12 protein-coding genes are annotated in these 16065 nt (G+C 72.8%); 5 read left to right on the forward strand and 7 right to left on the reverse strand.

Going from position 1 to position 16065, the window contains the following annotated elements; genetic code table 11:
* Positions 1–8: 8 nt before the first annotated feature.
* From AC07FJ_RS04660 to AC07FJ_RS04675, 4 genes are all read right to left on the reverse strand, one after another.
* Complete coding sequence (locus AC07FJ_RS04660) at positions 9–860, reverse strand: SURF1 family cytochrome oxidase biogenesis protein (RefSeq protein ID WP_479045124.1); 852 nt, start codon at positions 858–860, stop codon at positions 9–11.
* A gap of 61 nt (positions 861–921) precedes the next feature.
* Positions 922–1158, reverse strand: coding sequence for a hypothetical protein (locus AC07FJ_RS04665; RefSeq protein WP_078887695.1), 237 nt, complete (start codon positions 1156–1158; stop codon positions 922–924).
* A gap of 54 nt (positions 1159–1212) precedes the next feature.
* Positions 1213–2223, reverse strand: a complete 1011-nt coding sequence (locus tag AC07FJ_RS04670) for a DEDDh family exonuclease (RefSeq protein ID WP_479045126.1) — start codon at positions 2221–2223, stop codon at positions 1213–1215.
* A gap of 121 nt (positions 2224–2344) precedes the next feature.
* On the reverse strand, positions 2345–4930 hold the full coding sequence (locus AC07FJ_RS04675) for an MXAN_6230/SCO0854 family RING domain-containing protein (protein WP_479045128.1): 2586 nt from the start codon (positions 4928–4930) through the stop codon (positions 2345–2347).
* 218 nt (positions 4931–5148) lie between these two features.
* On the opposite strand from AC07FJ_RS04675, the gene AC07FJ_RS04680 reads away from it, so the two are divergent.
* On the forward strand, positions 5149–5862 hold the full coding sequence (locus tag AC07FJ_RS04680; RefSeq protein WP_479045130.1) for a VIT1/CCC1 transporter family protein: 714 nt from the start codon (positions 5149–5151) through the stop codon (positions 5860–5862).
* Positions 5863–5867: 5 nt separating this feature from the next.
* On the opposite strand, the gene AC07FJ_RS04685 is transcribed toward AC07FJ_RS04680, so the two are convergent.
* Positions 5868–8972, reverse strand: a complete 3105-nt coding sequence (locus AC07FJ_RS04685) for an NACHT domain-containing protein (protein WP_479045132.1) — start codon at positions 8970–8972, stop codon at positions 5868–5870.
* A 159-nt stretch (positions 8973–9131) separates the two neighbouring features.
* On the opposite strand from AC07FJ_RS04685, the gene AC07FJ_RS04690 reads away from it, so the two are divergent.
* Positions 9132–10004: a sterol desaturase family protein gene (locus AC07FJ_RS04690; protein WP_479045134.1), complete on the forward strand. Its 873-nt coding sequence runs from the start codon at positions 9132–9134 to the stop codon at positions 10002–10004.
* Positions 10001–10741 carry a lysoplasmalogenase gene (locus AC07FJ_RS04695; RefSeq protein ID WP_479045137.1) on the forward strand — a complete coding sequence of 247 codons (741 nt, stop codon included), beginning with the start codon at positions 10001–10003 and terminating at the stop codon, positions 10739–10741. The genes AC07FJ_RS04690 and AC07FJ_RS04695 overlap by 4 nt, the downstream gene beginning before the upstream one ends.
* On the opposite strand, the gene AC07FJ_RS04700 is transcribed toward AC07FJ_RS04695, so the two are convergent.
* Together AC07FJ_RS04700 and AC07FJ_RS04705 are read right to left on the reverse strand one after the other, a co-directional pair.
* Positions 10642–12051 carry a CoA transferase gene (locus AC07FJ_RS04700; RefSeq protein ID WP_479045139.1) on the reverse strand — a complete coding sequence of 470 codons (1410 nt, stop codon included), beginning with the start codon at positions 12049–12051 and terminating at the stop codon, positions 10642–10644. The two genes, AC07FJ_RS04695 and AC07FJ_RS04700, sit on opposite strands and share 100 nt — an antisense overlap.
* Before the next feature lie 52 nt (positions 12052–12103).
* A complete protein-coding gene (locus AC07FJ_RS04705; RefSeq protein ID WP_479045140.1) occupies positions 12104–13669 on the reverse strand; it encodes a S8 family serine peptidase in 1566 nt (521 codons plus the stop codon).
* A gap of 240 nt (positions 13670–13909) precedes the next feature.
* Here AC07FJ_RS04705 and AC07FJ_RS04710 point away from each other — a divergent pair, with 240 nt between their 5' ends.
* Positions 13910–14278: a DUF485 domain-containing protein gene (locus AC07FJ_RS04710; RefSeq protein ID WP_479045143.1), complete on the forward strand. Its 369-nt coding sequence runs from the start codon at positions 13910–13912 to the stop codon at positions 14276–14278.
* A complete protein-coding gene (locus AC07FJ_RS04715) occupies positions 14275–15909 on the forward strand; it encodes a solute symporter family protein (RefSeq protein WP_479045145.1) in 1635 nt (544 codons plus the stop codon). Before AC07FJ_RS04710 ends, AC07FJ_RS04715 begins: the two co-directional genes overlap by 4 nt.
* The last annotated feature ends 156 nt before the right edge of the window (positions 15910–16065 follow it).

Below are 16065 nucleotides of genomic sequence, written 5' to 3' on the forward strand. Positions count from 1 at the left end.
GGCGGCTGTCAGGGGGCGGACGGCGCGGCGGCCTCGGCGGTCTCGGCCGCGTCCGCCTTGTGCGCGTCTCCGTCCGCTCCGTCCGCCGCGTCCGCTGCGGCCGCCGCCTCTGCCGCCGCCGCGAGGTCGCGCTTCTCGCGGCGCACGAGCACCACCCAGCCGACCGGGACGCCCGCCGCGAAGAGCCACCACTGCACGGCGTACGCCATGTGGGCCCCGATGGAGTCGTGGTCCGGCTCCGGGATCAGTTCTGGGAGGTCACCGGAGGGCTGCGGCTCCGTCTGCTCCAGGTAGCCGCCGAGCACCTCGCGCCCGAGGCGCTGGGCCTGCTGCTCGCTGTTGATCAGCATCACCTGGCGGGGCGGCAGACCGCTGAGGTCCTTGATGCCGCTGGCGCCGGTCGACTCGTCGGCCTTGAGGCGGCCGGTGACGGTCACCTCGCCCTTGGGGGCGGGCGGCACCTCCGGGAAGGCGGCCTGGTCGTCGGCGGCGGGGACCCAGCCCCGGTTCACCAGGACCACGCGGCCGTCGGTGAGGAGGAAGGGGGTCAGGACGAAGAAGCCGACCTTGTCGTCGGCGTTGGTCCGGCGGCGTACGACGACCTCGTGCGCGGTGTCGAAGGTGCCGGTGGCGGTCACCTGGCGCCAGTAGTCGGCGCGCGGGACGGTGTGCCCGGGGGAGGTGAGCTCCGCCACGGGGACGGGCTTCGCCCGGAGGTTGTCCGCGATCAGGGCGTTCTGGGCGACCCGGTGCTCGTGCCGGTGGAACTGCCAGAAGCCCAGCTCGATCATCACGGGGATGAGGACGAGGGCGAGGAGGGTGAGGATCACCCACTGCCGGGACAACAGGAAGCGGTACACCCCACGACGGTACAACCGGCGCCACGGGGTGCACCGAGGGGGGTGCGGGATGGGGGGTGCGTCACACTTTGTCGACGATGCCCACCTGGCCCTTCTCCGCGCGGGCGCAGTGCCCGCCGCAGAACCACTGGCCGTCGACCTCGACGCCCTGGCCGATGATCTGAACCCGGCAGTGCTCGCAGATGGGCGCCATGCGGTGGATGGCGCAGGCGAAGCAGTCGAAGACGTGCACCGCGCCCTGCGCGTGCACCTCGAAGGACATGCCGTAGTCGTTTCCGCAGACCTCACAACGTGCCATGCGCCACAGGGTGCGGTGTACGTCCGGGGAAGGGGCGGCGCAACGCCCGGACCGTCACTCGTCTGCTGAGTCCTTCGAGGCCTCGGCCGGCGCCACGTCGCGGAGCAGATGGGTGAACGCCGCCTCGTCGACGATCGGCGTGCCGAAGGACTTCGCCTTGACCGTCTTGGAGGTCGCCGCGTCCGGGTCGTTGGTGACGAGCAGGCTCGTCAGCCGCGACACGCTGGTGGCCACATGCAGGCCCGCCTCGATCGCACGGTCCTCCAACAGCTCCCGCTCGACGGACGTATCGCCCGAAAAGGCAACACGCATCCCCTGCTTGAGTGGTTTGTCCGCTTCGTAACGCCCCGGGTTCGGGTACGGGCACGCCGGCCGCTTCCGCGACGGCCGCCAGCTGTTCGCGCGGTACGACGACATGGCCTGCTGCCCGGCGCGCGGCATCGGCACGGACGGCGACGGCGCCCACTCCGTCAGCGGACGGCACTCCAGCAGCGGCAGCCGTACGCCCCGCTCGGCCGCCGCGTGCAGGCTGGGGCGGAACGCCTCCGCCAGCACGCGCGCGTCGTCCAGCGCGTGGTGCGCGCGCTGCTGGACGACGCCGAAGTGCGCGGCGAGGGACTCCAGCTTGAGGTTGGGCAGCGGGAGCGCCAGCTCCTTGGCGAGCGCGATGGTGCACAGCCGCCGGCGTACGGGCGCGGTGTGCTCGGCCCGCGCGTACTCCCGGACGATCATCGACCAGTCGAACATGGCGTTGTGCGCGACGAGCACCCGGCCGTCGAGCCGCCGCGAGAACTCCGCGACGATGTCGGCGAAGAGCGGCGCCCCCTCCAGCACGCTGGTCGTCAGACCGTGGATCCACACCGGGCCCGGATCCCGCTCCGGGTTGACCAGCGTGTACCAGTGGTCCTCGACATTGCCCTGCGCGTCGAGCCGGTAGACGGCAGCGGACACTATCCGGTCGTCGCGGGCGAGGCCGGTGGTCTCCACGTCGACGACCGCGTACCCCTCCTGGGGGTAGGCGGTCGGCCACGCTGCTGCTGTCGTGCGGTCGTCGAGCATGGTCACTGAGAATAGAGGCCGCCACTGACAACGCCGTCCCCGGCATCCCCCACTCAGGCCGCTCCCGCCCGCCGTGTTGACGCCCCGAGGCGCTGTTTCCCTGTCGGCGACGGCAGTTGGGGGCGGTTCAGCCGAGCGCCGCGAGCAGGTCCCCGGCCGCCGCCCGTTCCAGGCCGCAGCCGTCGACGGCGCCCGGCAGCAACCGGTACACCGTGCCCGACGCCCCTTCCGGTGCCACCGAGCCGTCCGTCAGTGCCAGCAGGACGTGCCTCCCGGCCGCCGCCCGGGCGGCCGACGCCACCGGATCCTCCCCGGCCCGCCGCGCGTCCGGTGCCCGGTTCGTACGGATACGCCGGGCGTACGAGCCGAGGGTCTCGCCGACGTGCCGGGCGAAGTAGACCAGTTCCCCGTCGCGCAGGACGGCGGTCTCCTCCGCCCGTGCCGCCGCGTGCCACACGGCCAGGTCCCACAGGGTCGTACGCTCGGCCGAGAAGTACTGGAACAGGTCCTTCCCGGTCCGGCCCAGGTCGCGGCTGTGCCGCGCGACGCTGTGGTACCCCTCGGACGGCGGCAGGTGCAGATCCGTCCACAGGAAGGCGCCCCGCTCCAGGTCGACCAGCATCGGCACATGGATCCTGGACTCGCCCACCAGGTCGTAGCGCTGACGCACCGCCTTGGGGTCGTACCGCGAGCTCCGGGCCTCCGTCGACCGCAGCGCCATGAAACCGGCGAAGGCGTCGGTGAGTTCGTCGAAGGGGATGTTGTTGTAGCTGAAGACGAGGGGCAGGACGAACCGCACGCCCGCCGCCCCGAGCCCGGCCAGGTCCAGGTCGACGTACTCCGTCGCCCCGTACGGCGCCGGCGCGGACGTCAGGTCGCCGGAGTGGACGGCCGCCCGGCGCCCGTACACCAGCCGGGTGTAGTCGCACCGGCCGAGGTACGTCCACTCCGCGTCGTACAGCGCGACCGACAGGTCCAGGTCGACCCGCGTCCCCCGCGGCTGCGTCCAGTGCAGGAACAGCCGCAGCACCTCGCCCTCCGGCAGCCGCTGCGTGCTGCCGCGCGGAACCGACACCAGGGCCTTGGCCGCGGCCCCCTCGGCGGAGGGGACGGCAAGCCCGGACAGGCCCGCGTCGAGCACCGCCAGCCGGAAGCGGGAGGCGGTGGACAGCCGGCGCAGCACCTCCGCCTCCAGCAGCCCGCACACCCGCTCGGTGACGGCGGCGGGCAGCGGCGCGCGCGTGTCCTCGACCGTGTACGCGTGGGTCACCCGGCCGCGCGGGAAGAACACCCTCCGCTCGGCGGGCAGGTGACGTCCCCGCAGGCGTCCGAACGCGGCCAGCAGCGGGCCGGGACCCGCACCCGGGAGGACCTCCATCAGCGCCCGGGCCTCTGCGTCCGTCAGGCTCGCGCCGGCCTCGCCGTCCAGGCGCAGCAGGTGGTCCAGGCGACGCAGCAGCTCTCCGGGCCGCTGGAGGAGCAGGGCGAGGGCCGTGGAGCGGTCCCGGGCGCGCAGGGCCTCCTCGACCCGGCCGGACCAGGTGTTCGCCCTGATGCGCGTGCCGGTGATCCGCACCGCACGCGGGTGCTCGGCCGCCGTGCGCCGCAGCGCCTCGCCGAGGGTGGCGGAGACGGCCGCGGTGTCGGTCCCGCGCAGCACCGCGAAGGCGAGGGCCGCCTTCGGGTGGTCGCCGTGCCGCTCGTACGGGTGGAGGACCTCGGCGGCACGCTTCCACGGCCCCGGGTACCGCAGCACGTCCTCGACCAGCGACTCGGCGGCCAGCCCGTCCAGAACGGCGAGCAGCTGCCGGCGCAGGCCGCGCGGCAGGGACCGGAAGCGGTGCCGCTCCAGCAGGTCCGGCTCGCCGCCCGACCAGACGGCGAGCAGCCGCAGCACGTCGGTCGCGGTGGTCAGCCGTTCGTCCAGCAGGGGGCGTACGGCCTCCCGCGTGCGCGGGTCGAGCAGCAGCGAACCCAGGACGAGCGCCTTGGTCTCCCGTACGGGAACGTCCTCGGGCAGCCAGTCCAGCGCGGGCGGCGCGTACGCCAGGAGCACCTTCAGGTCGTCACGGTCCTGCGGCGGCAGCGGCGTACGGCGGGCCAGCAGCGCGCCCAGCGCCTTGGCGGCGTCGGCGGACGGGTCGGTGCCCAGGTCGAGCGGACACAGCGGACCGCCGGACGGCGCTTCGGGCGTGCGGCGCGGCGGTGCGACCGGCTTCAGGAACGGGTCCGCCGGGTCGATGCGGCGGTGGCAGAGGGGGCAGCCGGCGTAGTCGGCGCCGTCCCAGCAGGCCCGGCACACCAGGTGCGCGCAGGGCGAGACGGGTTCGACACCGCCGACCGTGCCGCACAGCACGCACGGCTGGGCGGGCCACTGGAGCAGCAGCGCGAAGACCCGGTCCACATAGAGCCGGTCGGTGTCGTCCGGAACGGAGACCGGGAAATCGCGGAACAGCGGCATATGGGTGCGATCCGACCCCAGCTCGGCGTCCAGCCGGCCCAGCAGCTCCTTGCCCGCCTCCGCGAGCCCGGCCGGCCCCAGCCACGCGAGCGCGGCCCGCAGGCGCGCCGTCGGCGCGAATCCGCGCTCCAGGAGCTCGGCCTCCAGGGCGACGAGCCCTCCGGCCGTCGGCCCGTCCCCTGGGCGGGGCCCGGCCCCGCCGACGTAGACCGTACGGAGACGGCGGAGCAGTACGGACGACAGCGCGGACAAACAGATCCCCCTGGGAACCCGGCGACGGGCAGAAGTGTGTGAAGCGGGGACGGAGAGTGAGCGCGCTACACGGATTCTTTTGGAGAGAAGGAGAAGGAAGCACGCGTGCGGAGCCGTCCCCGCGTGCACGAACTTTAGGGAACACCCGTACGGGACCGCCACCCAATTAGTGCTGTGGCCAACGGGCATCCGGCCCACGCGGGTGAGACCCTCACCGGGTGACCGATGCACCACCTCACGACGAGGCGCACGCCGGCGCGCTCGGCACCCGCCTCAACTGGCTGCGCGCCGCCGTCCTCGGAGCCAACGACGGCGTCGTCTCCACCGCCGGACTCGTCGTCGGCGTCGCCGGCGCCACCGACGACCGCACCACACTCCTCACGGCCGGCCTCGCGGGCCTACTGGCCGGCTCCATGTCCATGGCGGTGGGGGAGTACGTCTCCGTCTCCACGCAGCGCGACTCCGAAAAGGCCGCGCTGGCCCAGGAGAAGCGCGAACTGCGCGAGCAGCCGGACGCCGAACTCGACGAACTCACCGGCCTCCTGGCGGCCCGCGGCCTGAGCCGCGACGTCGCCCGCGAGGCCGCCGAACAACTCACGGAACGCGACGCCCTGCGTGCCCACGCGCGCGTGGAGCTGGGCATCGACCCCGACGAACTGACCAACCCCTGGCACGCGGCCGGAGCGAGCTTCCTCGCCTTCACGGTCGGCGCCCTGCTCCCGCTCCTCGCCATCGTCCTGCCCCCCGCGCCCCTGCGCCTCACCGTCACGGTCCTCTCGGTCCTCGCAGCCCTCACCCTCACCGGCTGGTCCAGCGCCCGCCTCGGCGACGCCCCGGTGCGCCCGGCGGTCCTCCGGGTGGTGGGCGGGGGCGCGCTGGCGATGGCGGTGACGTACGGGGCGGGGTCGCTGCTGGGGGCGGCGGGGGTGTGACGCCGTCAGGTCCTGACGCGGCGCACTGTGATGCGTTCAGGAGGGAAGAGCTCGGTGCCGACGACCGGGGTGTCGTCGGTGACCTCGATGGTGAGCTGCTCCATGGGGGCCAAAGGACTCACGTCGACCGGTGCTCCGGAGGATGCGCACTGGCTCAGGGTGAGTCTGGTCAGGGCGGGCATCTCACGGAGGACGGCGAGGCCGGAAGGGATCTCGCACCGCCATAGGTAGAGGTCCCGCACGTGACCGAACCCGGTCAGCAGGCTCGGGTCCAGAGGGTTCAGCTCGTAGAGAGCCAGTCTCGCCATGGAGGTCGGCGGCCGCATGCGGGACAGCTGCCGGAGCTGGCCTTGCCCGGCGAAGGAGAGGGAGAGCAGCTCGGGCCAGCGTTCCAAGCCGTTAAGGCTTACGTGGCGGGTCTGCTGATGCAGTCCCAGATGCACAAGTTGAGGCCCGACGGGCAGTTCGGTGAGGTCCTCGATGAGCAGGGGCTGGGACAGCATCACGCTCTGCAGGCCCGGCATGTCCCGCAGGGGCTCCAGTGAGACGGAGGGATGAACGTCGTACAAGGACAGGTGTCGCAACGACGGCCCGGCAAGTGGCGACAGGTCTCGAAGGCGGATACACCGGCTCAACCCGACCTCTTGGAGTCCGGGGAAGCGGCTGAGTACCGACAGGTCGGTCAGCGCGCCGTTGTCCAGCAGGAAGAGCCACTCGGGGTCCTCGACCGCGAGGAGGGGACTGAGGTCGGCATATTCGCCGGTGACGTGAAGCCGACGGGCTTTCGGGACGTGTCGCAAGGCCTGCAGCTGCGCGTCGCTCTGCACGTGCAGGTACGACGTGTTCCACGGTCCGGCTGCCAGCACCTCCCGCGCGTACCGTTCGGTGTCGAAGGAGCCCCAGGCTTGGGAGACCTGCAGTGCCACCCAGACTCTCGTGTCCTGACGGAACCGCGCCACCAGCTCGAACGCCGCGTCCCCGGCGACCAGGGCCGCCGTGCGCACCACGGCCGCCGCGGTGTGCTCCTCCACGTCCTCCTCCGGCCCCGGCAGCAGCTCCAGCACCAGCTCGCCGACCTTGGCCAGTTCCTCCGCGTCCGCGAGCGAGCGTGGCGGCACCAGTTCCCTCGCGCGGGTCTCCACCTCCGCCCGCACCGCCGGGTCCAGCTCCGGCGCGTGTTCCAGGCAGGCCGCCGCCAGGAGGACCAGGCGGTGGCGGAGCCGGGGCGCGCGGTCGGCGCGCTTGAGCAGCTGCCGCAGGAGACGCACGCGCTCCTCCACGCGTGCGTGACCCACGGCCATGCGGACGACGTCGTCCCACTGGTCGTCGTCCGCGTGGCGCACCAGCACGCCGAAGTCACGGGACTCCACCGCCGCCTTGGCGCCCAGGTAGTCCTGGAAGGTGCGGTGGACGAAGTCGACGGAGCCCGGCACCGGCTCGCGCAGCAGGCCGCTGCGGATCAGCAGGTGGGCGAAGACGGCGTCCGGGCCGGCGGTCACCTGGGGCATCGCGGTGAGCCACTCGCCCACCATCTCGACGGCCTCCGCCCGCGCCGCCTCCGCCTGCCCGTTGCGGACCAGCCAGTACGCCAGGCGCTGCAGCAGCGCGGTCTGCTCCTCGCGGGACAGGGCCACGCCCTCCACGCAGCCGATCTCGCGCTCCATGTCACGCCGTACGAGCAGCATGTCGAGCGCCGCGTCGTACAGCTCCTTGCGGGCGCGCGGGAGGTGCATGCGCCGGTCGCGGTTGAGGGCGCACAGCAGCGCGCACATCAGGGGGTTGGTGGCCAGCCGCCCGAGGTCCCGGCGGGTCGTGACGGCCTGGAGGAGCGACTGCTCGTACGTGTCGAGGAGTTCCGCCTCCGCGGGGCTCTCCAGCCGAGCCGAGGCGTGCCAGTGCGCGACGAAGGCCCGGATGTCCTCGCGGTCCATCGGCAGCAGCGAGCGGGCCGTGAAGCCCTGGGCGGCCAGCCAGTCCTCCGGCACGGCGGACGGTCGCGTGGTCACCACGTACCGCGCCTCCGGGAAGGCGGCGATCAGGGACTTCAGCCACGCCACGGTACGGCCGCGCAGCCGGGCCGGGACCTCGTCGACGCCGTCGACCAGTACCAGGGCCCGCCCGGACGACAGCAGCGACTCCACCCACCCCCCGGGCGCTGAGCCGTGCAGCGGGACGCCCGCCGCCCGCAGGAAGTCGTCGGGGAGGGGCAGGGTCTCCGCCGAGGTGAAGGCGCGCAGCCGCAGGACGAACGGCACGCACCGGTTCCAGTCGGCGAGCTCGGCGGGGAAGGTGCGCCGGGCCGCGTTGAGCGCGAGCCACTGCACGAGCGTGGACTTGCCGGAGCCCGCCGGGCCGCGCAGCAGGACCCGGTCCGACTCGGCGAGCGCCTGCTCGGCCGTGACGGCGCCCCGGCCCGCGTGCGGCAGGTCCATGGCGTCGCGCCGCTCCACGCCGCCCGTGTCGCTCACCGTGAGGCTGATGTAGGCCGTGTCCAGCGGCCACTCGCTCGCCGACCGTCCGAGCGTCAGCCCGAACAGCTCCAGCCGCCCGTACGTTTCCCTCACGTACGCCGCGTACCGCTCCTCGAACTCCACCGCCGCCGCGTCCCGGCGGCGGTGCGGGGCGGTGGCCAGGTCCTCCACCAGGGCTCGGGTGCGGCCGGCCGCACGGGTCTGTTCCACCGCCGCGCGGGCCGGGAACGACGGGTGCGCCGTCAGCTGCTCCACCAGGTGCGCGCAGCACAGCGCGAGCAGCTCCTCGTACAGGTCGAGCGCACGTGTGCTCAGCCCGGCCGCCGGCGCGCGCAGCTCACCGGCCAGCCGCCCCGGCTCCAGGTCGAGCCGGAAGAGGCGTTCCGCGTCGATCTCCCCGGCGGCCGCGAAGGTGTCCCGCACGGAGTCGACCGCAGCCAGCCGTTCGTGCTCGGGGAGGGAGCCGTACGGCGCGGTGAGCCGCTCGGACAGAACCCGTGCCAGCCGGTCCGGTTTCGCCGGGCGGGGGAGGGGGCGCACAGGGCGGTCCACCAGCCCCGCGCCCGCCCTGGGGGTGACCAGCGACCGCGCGACCGCGCCCAGCACCGTACCGGCGAGACGAGCGACCGCAAGTTCCATACCCTGCACGGCGATTGATCCCCCTCACGCTGCCCCTGTCACCGGATCGTACGACGCCGGTCTTGGCGGAAGTCGCCAAAGCCCGCTGACAAGTCGTCTCGCATACTTGTCGGTAACCACCTCTAGCCGCGCCACGATCCCCCGCTCTACGGTGCTCGCATGCCGCCGAACCTGCCCGATGTCGTGCTGTGGTCCATCCCCGCGTTCGTCCTGCTCACCGTCCTCGAAATGGTCAGCTACCGCCTGCATCCCGACGAGGACGCCGCCGGGTACGAGGTGAAGGACGCCGCCACGAGCATCGGCATGGGGCTCGGCAGCATCGTCTTCGACGTGCTGTGGAAGATCCCGGCGCTCGCCCTCTTCACCGCCGTCTACGAGCTCACGCCGCTCCGTGTCCCCGTCCTGTGGTGGACCGTTCCGCTGATGCTGCTCGCGCAGGACTTCCTCTACTACTGGTCCCACCGCGGCCACCACGTCATCCGGATCCTGTGGGCGTGCCACGTCGTCCACCACTCCAGCCGGAAGTTCAACCTCACCACCGCGCTGCGCCAGCCCTGGACGTCGCTCACCGTGTGGCCCTTCTTCCTGCCGATGGTGGCCCTCGGCGTGCACCCGGCGGCGGTCTTCTTCTGCTACTCCGCCAACCTCGTCTACCAGTTCTGGGTGCACACCGAACGGATCGGGAAGCTGCCCCGCCCCGTCGAGTACGTCTTCAACACCCCCTCCCACCACCGCGTCCACCACGCCTCCCAGGGCGGCTACCTGGACCGCAACTTCGGCGGGATCCTCATCCTGTGGGACCGGATGTTCGGCTCCTTCGTCGCGGAGACGGAGCGGCCCGTCTATGGGCTCACCAAGAACATCCACACGTACAACCCGCTGCGCGTCGCCACCCACGAGTACGCGGCCATCGCCCGTGACCTGCGCGCCGCCCGGAGCTGGCGCGAGCGGGCGGGGCGGGTCTTCCGTGGGCCCGGCTGGCAGCCGCAGGCGGCGGTCCAGGAGCCCCAGGTCCCGGAGCGCGCCGCGTGACCCCGGTCCCCAGGGGCCCGGTCGCCCGGGTGCTGCTCCTCGCCTTCGTGGTGGCCGTCGCCGCGGACCTGGCCGCCCTGCTGGCCGGGTCCGACATCGGGCACCGGATCGCGAAGCCACTGCTCATGCCGCTGCTCGCGGCGTACGCGGTGTACGCGGCGCGCGCGGTGGCGAGACAGCCGTCCCGGCCCCTGCTCGCCGCTCTGCTCTTCGGCTGGGGTGGTGACGTGTTCCTGCTGTCCGACGCGGAGTGGGCCTTCCTCGTCGGCATGGGCTCCTTCGCCGCCGGACACGTGTGTTACCTGTTCCTGTTCCGCCGTGCCCGTACGTCCCCGGCTCTGGGGGCCGTCTACGGTGCCGCCCTCGTCGTCACGGTCGCCCTCCTCTGGCCCGGCCTGCCCGCCGACCTGAGGGTTCCGGTCGCCGGCTACGCGGCGCTGCTCACGGCCATGGCGTACCGCGCGAGCGGGCTGGGTCTCGCCGCCGGGGCGGGCGGGGCGCTGTTCCTGCTCTCGGACACGCTCATCGCCGCCGGGGTCGCCGACTGGCCGCAGCCGCCCGTCCCCGACTTCTGGATCATGGCCACCTACACGGCGGCCCAGTACCTGCTGGTCCTGGGGGCGCTCCGGACAGCCGGTCAGGGACCGAGCCACTCCGCGCGGTCCGTGCCCAGCGGCGCGGGCGGCCGTGTCCAGTCCGCCGGGCCCCCTTCGTACGACACGGGCGAGCGCGCGTAGCGCAGCCGTCCCATGGGGCTGTCCCGTTCCGTCAGCCACCGCTCCGGGTCGTACGGGCCGCCGCTGTCCGGGCCCTTGGCGAGGCCGTGCGTCAGCCAGTGCGCGGTCTGCGTCAGCGACAGCCGGGCCAGGCGGGTCCCGCCGGCCCCGTGCTGCTCGGTCAGCGCGCGCAGGACGGCGGCGGCGAGCAGATAGCCCGTGCCGTGGTCCAGGGCCTGGACGGGGAGGGCGCCCGGCTCCTCCGCGGAGCCCTCCAGCAGGGCGATGCCCGTCGCCGCCTGGACCAGGCTGTCGAAGCCGCGTCGCCCGCTCCACGGGCCGTACCGGCCCCACGCGGACAGCTGCGCCACCACGAGACCCGGGCGGCGTTCGTCGAGCGCCTCGGGGGAGAGCCCGAACCGGTCCAGCGCGCCCGGCCGGTAGCCGGTGACCACCACATCGGCGTCCGCCAGCAGCTCCTCGAACGCCCGCCGGTCCGCTCCCCGACCCAGGTCGAGGGCCGTCGACCGCTTGCCCATCCCCGTGTCGTTGTGCGCCTCCGGGGTCTCCGGCAGCTGCGGGGCGTCCACCCGCAGCACGTCCGCGCCCAGCAGCGCCAGCGTGCGCGTGGCGACCGGCCCGGCGAGTACGCGCGTGAGATCCAGCACCCGCACGCCGGCGCACGGCGACGGAGCCTCACCGCGCACGCGCCCCGGCAGCGCGCGCGCCCCGGGCACCCGCGCCGGGGCGTCACCGAGGCGCTCCAGCGTCAGCAGCGGCTGCCGCGCCACCAGGGCGCCCTGTGCGTGTGCCGCCCACGCGGCGGGGCCGCGTACGGCGACGGCGAGTCCGCCCGCCGCGTACACGGCGTCCTCCACGGCCACGGCCGGGCGCTCGGCGATCGCCGCAGCGACGGCGTCCGGACCGGCGCCGCCCGGCAGGCCGAGCGCGGCGAGGAGCCGGGCCCGGTGGTGCGGATAGTTGGCGTGCGTCCGCACCCATCCGTCCGCGGCCCGCCAGAACCGCGACAGCGGCGCGAACCCCTCCCAGGGGCGCCCGTCCAGCCGTACGAGGCGGTCGCTGCGGAAGGCCGTCGCGACCGCCCCGTCGTCCACCCGTACGCGCGGCACGGGCCGTCCCGTACGGACCGCGCCGAGCTCGGCGGCCGCCAGCGCGCAGGCCGCCACCGTCGCACGGGCCAGTTCCATGACGGGCAGCCGCGCGGGCAGCCCACCGGACGGGCCGCCGTACGCGACCCGGTCCAGGAGGGGGGCGTCGGCACCCAGTGCCACCCAAACGGACTCCGTGCCGGTCGAAAGGGTCGGCTTCATACCGCCACTATGGCACTGGGTGCCATGCCAAGGAAGGCCCTATCCCCGCGGCCTAGCGGCGCACCGCGTCCAGGGCGTCGACCATGCCGACGCCGTAGAAGCCGTTCCCCCGCTCACCGCCCTCGCACACCGCGTCCACCGTGCCGTTCTTGTCGATGTCGTACGGAACGGTGCACGGCATGGCGTCGGCCCGCGCGTACAGCAGCGCCTTCACCTCGGCCGGCGTGGCATGCGGCCGTACGGACTTGACCAGCGCCGCGACGCCCGCGACGTGCGGCGACGCCATGGACGTACCGGACTTGTAGGCGTACGTGTGGCCGCCGCGGAACGTGGTGGACAGGATCCCGCCCTTGGTGGCCGGCGCCTGGGGCGGCTGGTACACCGTCGAGTCGCCGCCCGGCGCCGCGATGTCCACGACGCCGAGGCCGTAGTTGGAGTACGAGGACTTCAGGCCCTGCGCGCCCGTGGCCGAGACGGTCACGATGCCCGGCAACTGGGACGGGATGTCGAAGCACTCGCGCGTGTTGACGGTCCGTACCACCGGGGTGGTGTCGTTCGGGCTGGTCTTGTCGGTCAGGGTCTCGGCCGCCAGGTCCATCCGCGCGTTGCCGGCCGCGGCCACGTTCACCACGCCCTTGCCCTCCGCGTACCGGGACGCGCGCGTGACGGCGTCGACGAGCGCCTTCTGGTCGGGGTCCGTCGTGCAGTTGAACAGCCAGGGGTCCGTGTAATAGCTGTTGTTGGTCACGTCGACGCCGTGCTCCGCCGCCCACACGAAGCCGCAGACGACCGCCTCCGTGTAGTACAGGCCGCTGTCCGGCTCCGCCACCTTGAGGCTGGAGACCTTCACCCCCGGGGCGACCCCGGTGACGCCGATCCCGTTCTTCGCCGCCGCGATGGTGCCCGCCACGTGCATACCGTGGTCGCTCTCCTCGGCGGCCGGCCGCCAGGCGTTGTCCTTCTGCACCGGTACGCCGCCGAGGCAGCTCGCCGACGCCGCGCGGTCGAAGTTCGGCGCGATGTCCGGGTGCGTGTCGTCGACGCCCGAGTCGAGCACCGCGACGGTCACGGCGCGGCTGCCCGGCGTCTTGAGGTGGGCCTTGTCCGCCTTGATGGCGGGCAGGTCCCACTGCAGCGGCTGCAGGGGATCGTCGTCGGCCGTCGAGGTGGCCGCCCGCGCCGTCGCCGCTCGCGCCTCAGCGGCGGTCAGCGGCTGGTCCGCCGCGACGTCGTCGCTGGTCTGGGCCGCCAGCGGAGCGGTCCGCGTCGCACCGGCCGACTCCACGCCCGGCACCGCGCGGAGCTCCGCCGCGAAGCGCGGGTTGCCCGCGTGGACGACGATGACGCCGATCTGGTCGTACGCGATGACCACCCTGCCGCCGGCCGCGGCTATCGCGCGCTTCACCGCCGCGGCGGTGGCCTGGCCGCCCGTCACGTTGACGACGTACGACATCGCCGGCCCGGCCGCTGTGGCGGCCTGCGCGGGGGCGACCGGTGCCGGTGCCGGTGCGGCCGACGCCGCACCCGCCGGCAGCAGCAGGCCGAGCGACGCCGTGAGCGCCAGTCCGGCGGGCAGGGCGGCGTGACGTCGCCCGCGCCCGGATCCCAGATGAGCCATGGGTTCTCCACATCATCCGTGACGGCCGCCCCCACCGGGTGAGGTGTGGGCGGGTACATGACGAGCGAAGCTAGCGCCGATCATCCCGGCGCAGCAACGAGTTGGCCGATCCGGGCGACCGCACGAGGAAAAAACGGCTGGAGGTGAACCGCTTCGCCCGGCTCCCCGTGACGTTGACAGGGAGAACCGTGAGGTTCTTTCCGTCCCTGCCCAGCCCATCCGCGTCGCGAGGAGTCTTTCGTGGCTACCGATGCACCGCCGCCCCCTCGGGGCGGTACGGACACCAGCCCTGTCCAGCCCACGACCGAGTCGTTCGTCGAGGTGCAGGGGAGTGCTGAATTCGGCGAACTACGCCGCACGTACCGCTCCTTCGCCTTCCCCCTGACCATCGCCTTCATCGCCTGGTACCTGCTGTACGTGCTGCTGTCCAACTACGCGGGCGGCTTCATGGGCACCAAGCTCTTCGGCAACATCAACGTGGCGCTCGTCCTGGGCCTCGCCCAGTTCGTCACCACGTTCCTCATCGCCTGGTTCTACTCGCGGCACGCGGCCGAAAAGCTCGACCCCAAGGCGGAGGCCATCAAGACCCGTATGGAGGCCGACGCATGAGCGCCGTTCACCCCACCGTCCTGCTCGCGGCCGGAGCCGGTGACGCCTCGGAACACCGGCCGCTGATCATCACGCTCTTCGCGTGCTTCGTCGTCGCGACCCTCTTCATCACCGTCTGGGCCGGCCGCCAGACCAAGAGCGCCGCCGACTTCTACGCGGGCGGCCGGCAGTTCACCGGCTTCCAGAACGGCCTGGCCATCTCCGGCGACTACATGTCCGCCGCGTCGTTCCTCGGCATCGCCGGAGCCATCGCCCTCTTCGGCTACGACGGCTTCCTCTACTCCATCGGCTTCCTGGTCGCCTGGCTCGTCGCCCTGCTCCTGGTGGCCGAGCCGCTGCGCAACTCCGGCCGCTTCACCATGGGCGACGTCCTGGCGTACCGGATGCGCCAGCGGCCCGTCCGCACCGCCGCCGGCACGTCGACCATCGTCGTCTCGATTTTTTACCTGCTGGCCCAGATGGCGGGCGCGGGCGTGCTCGTCTCCCTGCTGCTCGGCATCACCTCGGACGGCGGCAAGGTCGCGATCGTCGCCCTCGTCGGCCTGCTGATGATCGTGTACGTCACCATCGGCGGCATGAAGGGCACCACCTGGGTGCAGATGGTCAAGGCCGTCCTGCTCATCGCGGGCACCCTGCTCATCACCCTGCTGGTGCTGTGGAAGTTCAACTTCAACATCTCCGACCTGCTCGGCAAGGCCGCCGAGAACAGCGGCAAGGGCGCCGCCTTCCTGGAGCCCGGCCTCAAGTACGGCGCCACGGGGACGTCCAAGCTCGACTTCATCTCGCTCGGCATCGCGCTCGTCCTCGGCACCGCCGGACTGCCGCACATCCTGATCCGCTTCTACACCGTGCCCACCGCCAAGGCGGCCCGGAAGTCCGTCAACTGGGCCATCGGCATCATCGGCGCCTTCTACCTGATGACCATCGCCCTCGGCTTCGGCGCCGCGGCCATCGTCGGGCCCGCCGACATCACGGCCTCCAACAAGGCGGGGAACACCGCGGCCCCGCTGCTCGCCCTGCACATCGGCGGCGTCGACTCGGCGGGCGGCGCCATCCTGCTCGCCGTGATCTCCGCGGTCGCCTTCGCCACGATCCTCGCCGTCGTCGCCGGGCTGACCCTCGCCTCGTCCTCGTCCTTCGCGCACGACATCTACGCCAACGTGATCCGCAAGGGGCAGGCCACCGAGAAGGAGGAGGTCCGCGCGGCCCGCTGGGCGACCGTCTTCATCGGTATCGTCTCCATCGCCCTCGGCGCCCTCGCCCGCGACCTGAACGTGGCCGGGCTCGTCGCGCTCGCCTTCGCCGTCGCGGCCTCCGCCAACCTGCCGACGATCCTCTACAGCCTCTTCTGGAAGCGGTTCACCACCCAGGGCGCCCTGTGGTCGATCTACGGCGGCCTGGCCGCGTCCGTCGCGCTGGTGCTCTTCTCGCCGGTCGTGTCGGGCAAGCCGAGTTCGATGTTCCCGGACGCCGACTTCGCCTGGTTCCCGCTGGAGAACCCCGGCCTGATCTCCATCCCGCTGGGCTTCCTCCTCGGCTGGCTCGGCTCCCTGCTCTCCAAGGAGGAGCCGGACAAGGGCAAGTACGCGGAACTCGAGGTCAAGTCCCTCACCGGTGTCGGAGCGCACTGACCCGGACACCGTACGAAACGGGCGGGCGGGGGGGGGGGGGGGGGGCGGCGGGGGGGCCTCCAACGCAGGCCCACCACTCCCTTGGAACAAGAACCTGGTAGGTGTCCATGGGCTCCCGCCAGCCTCCTGTGCCAAAAAATCCACTACACCAATGAA

This window comes from Streptomyces sp. NPDC045998 (assembly GCF_056430285.1).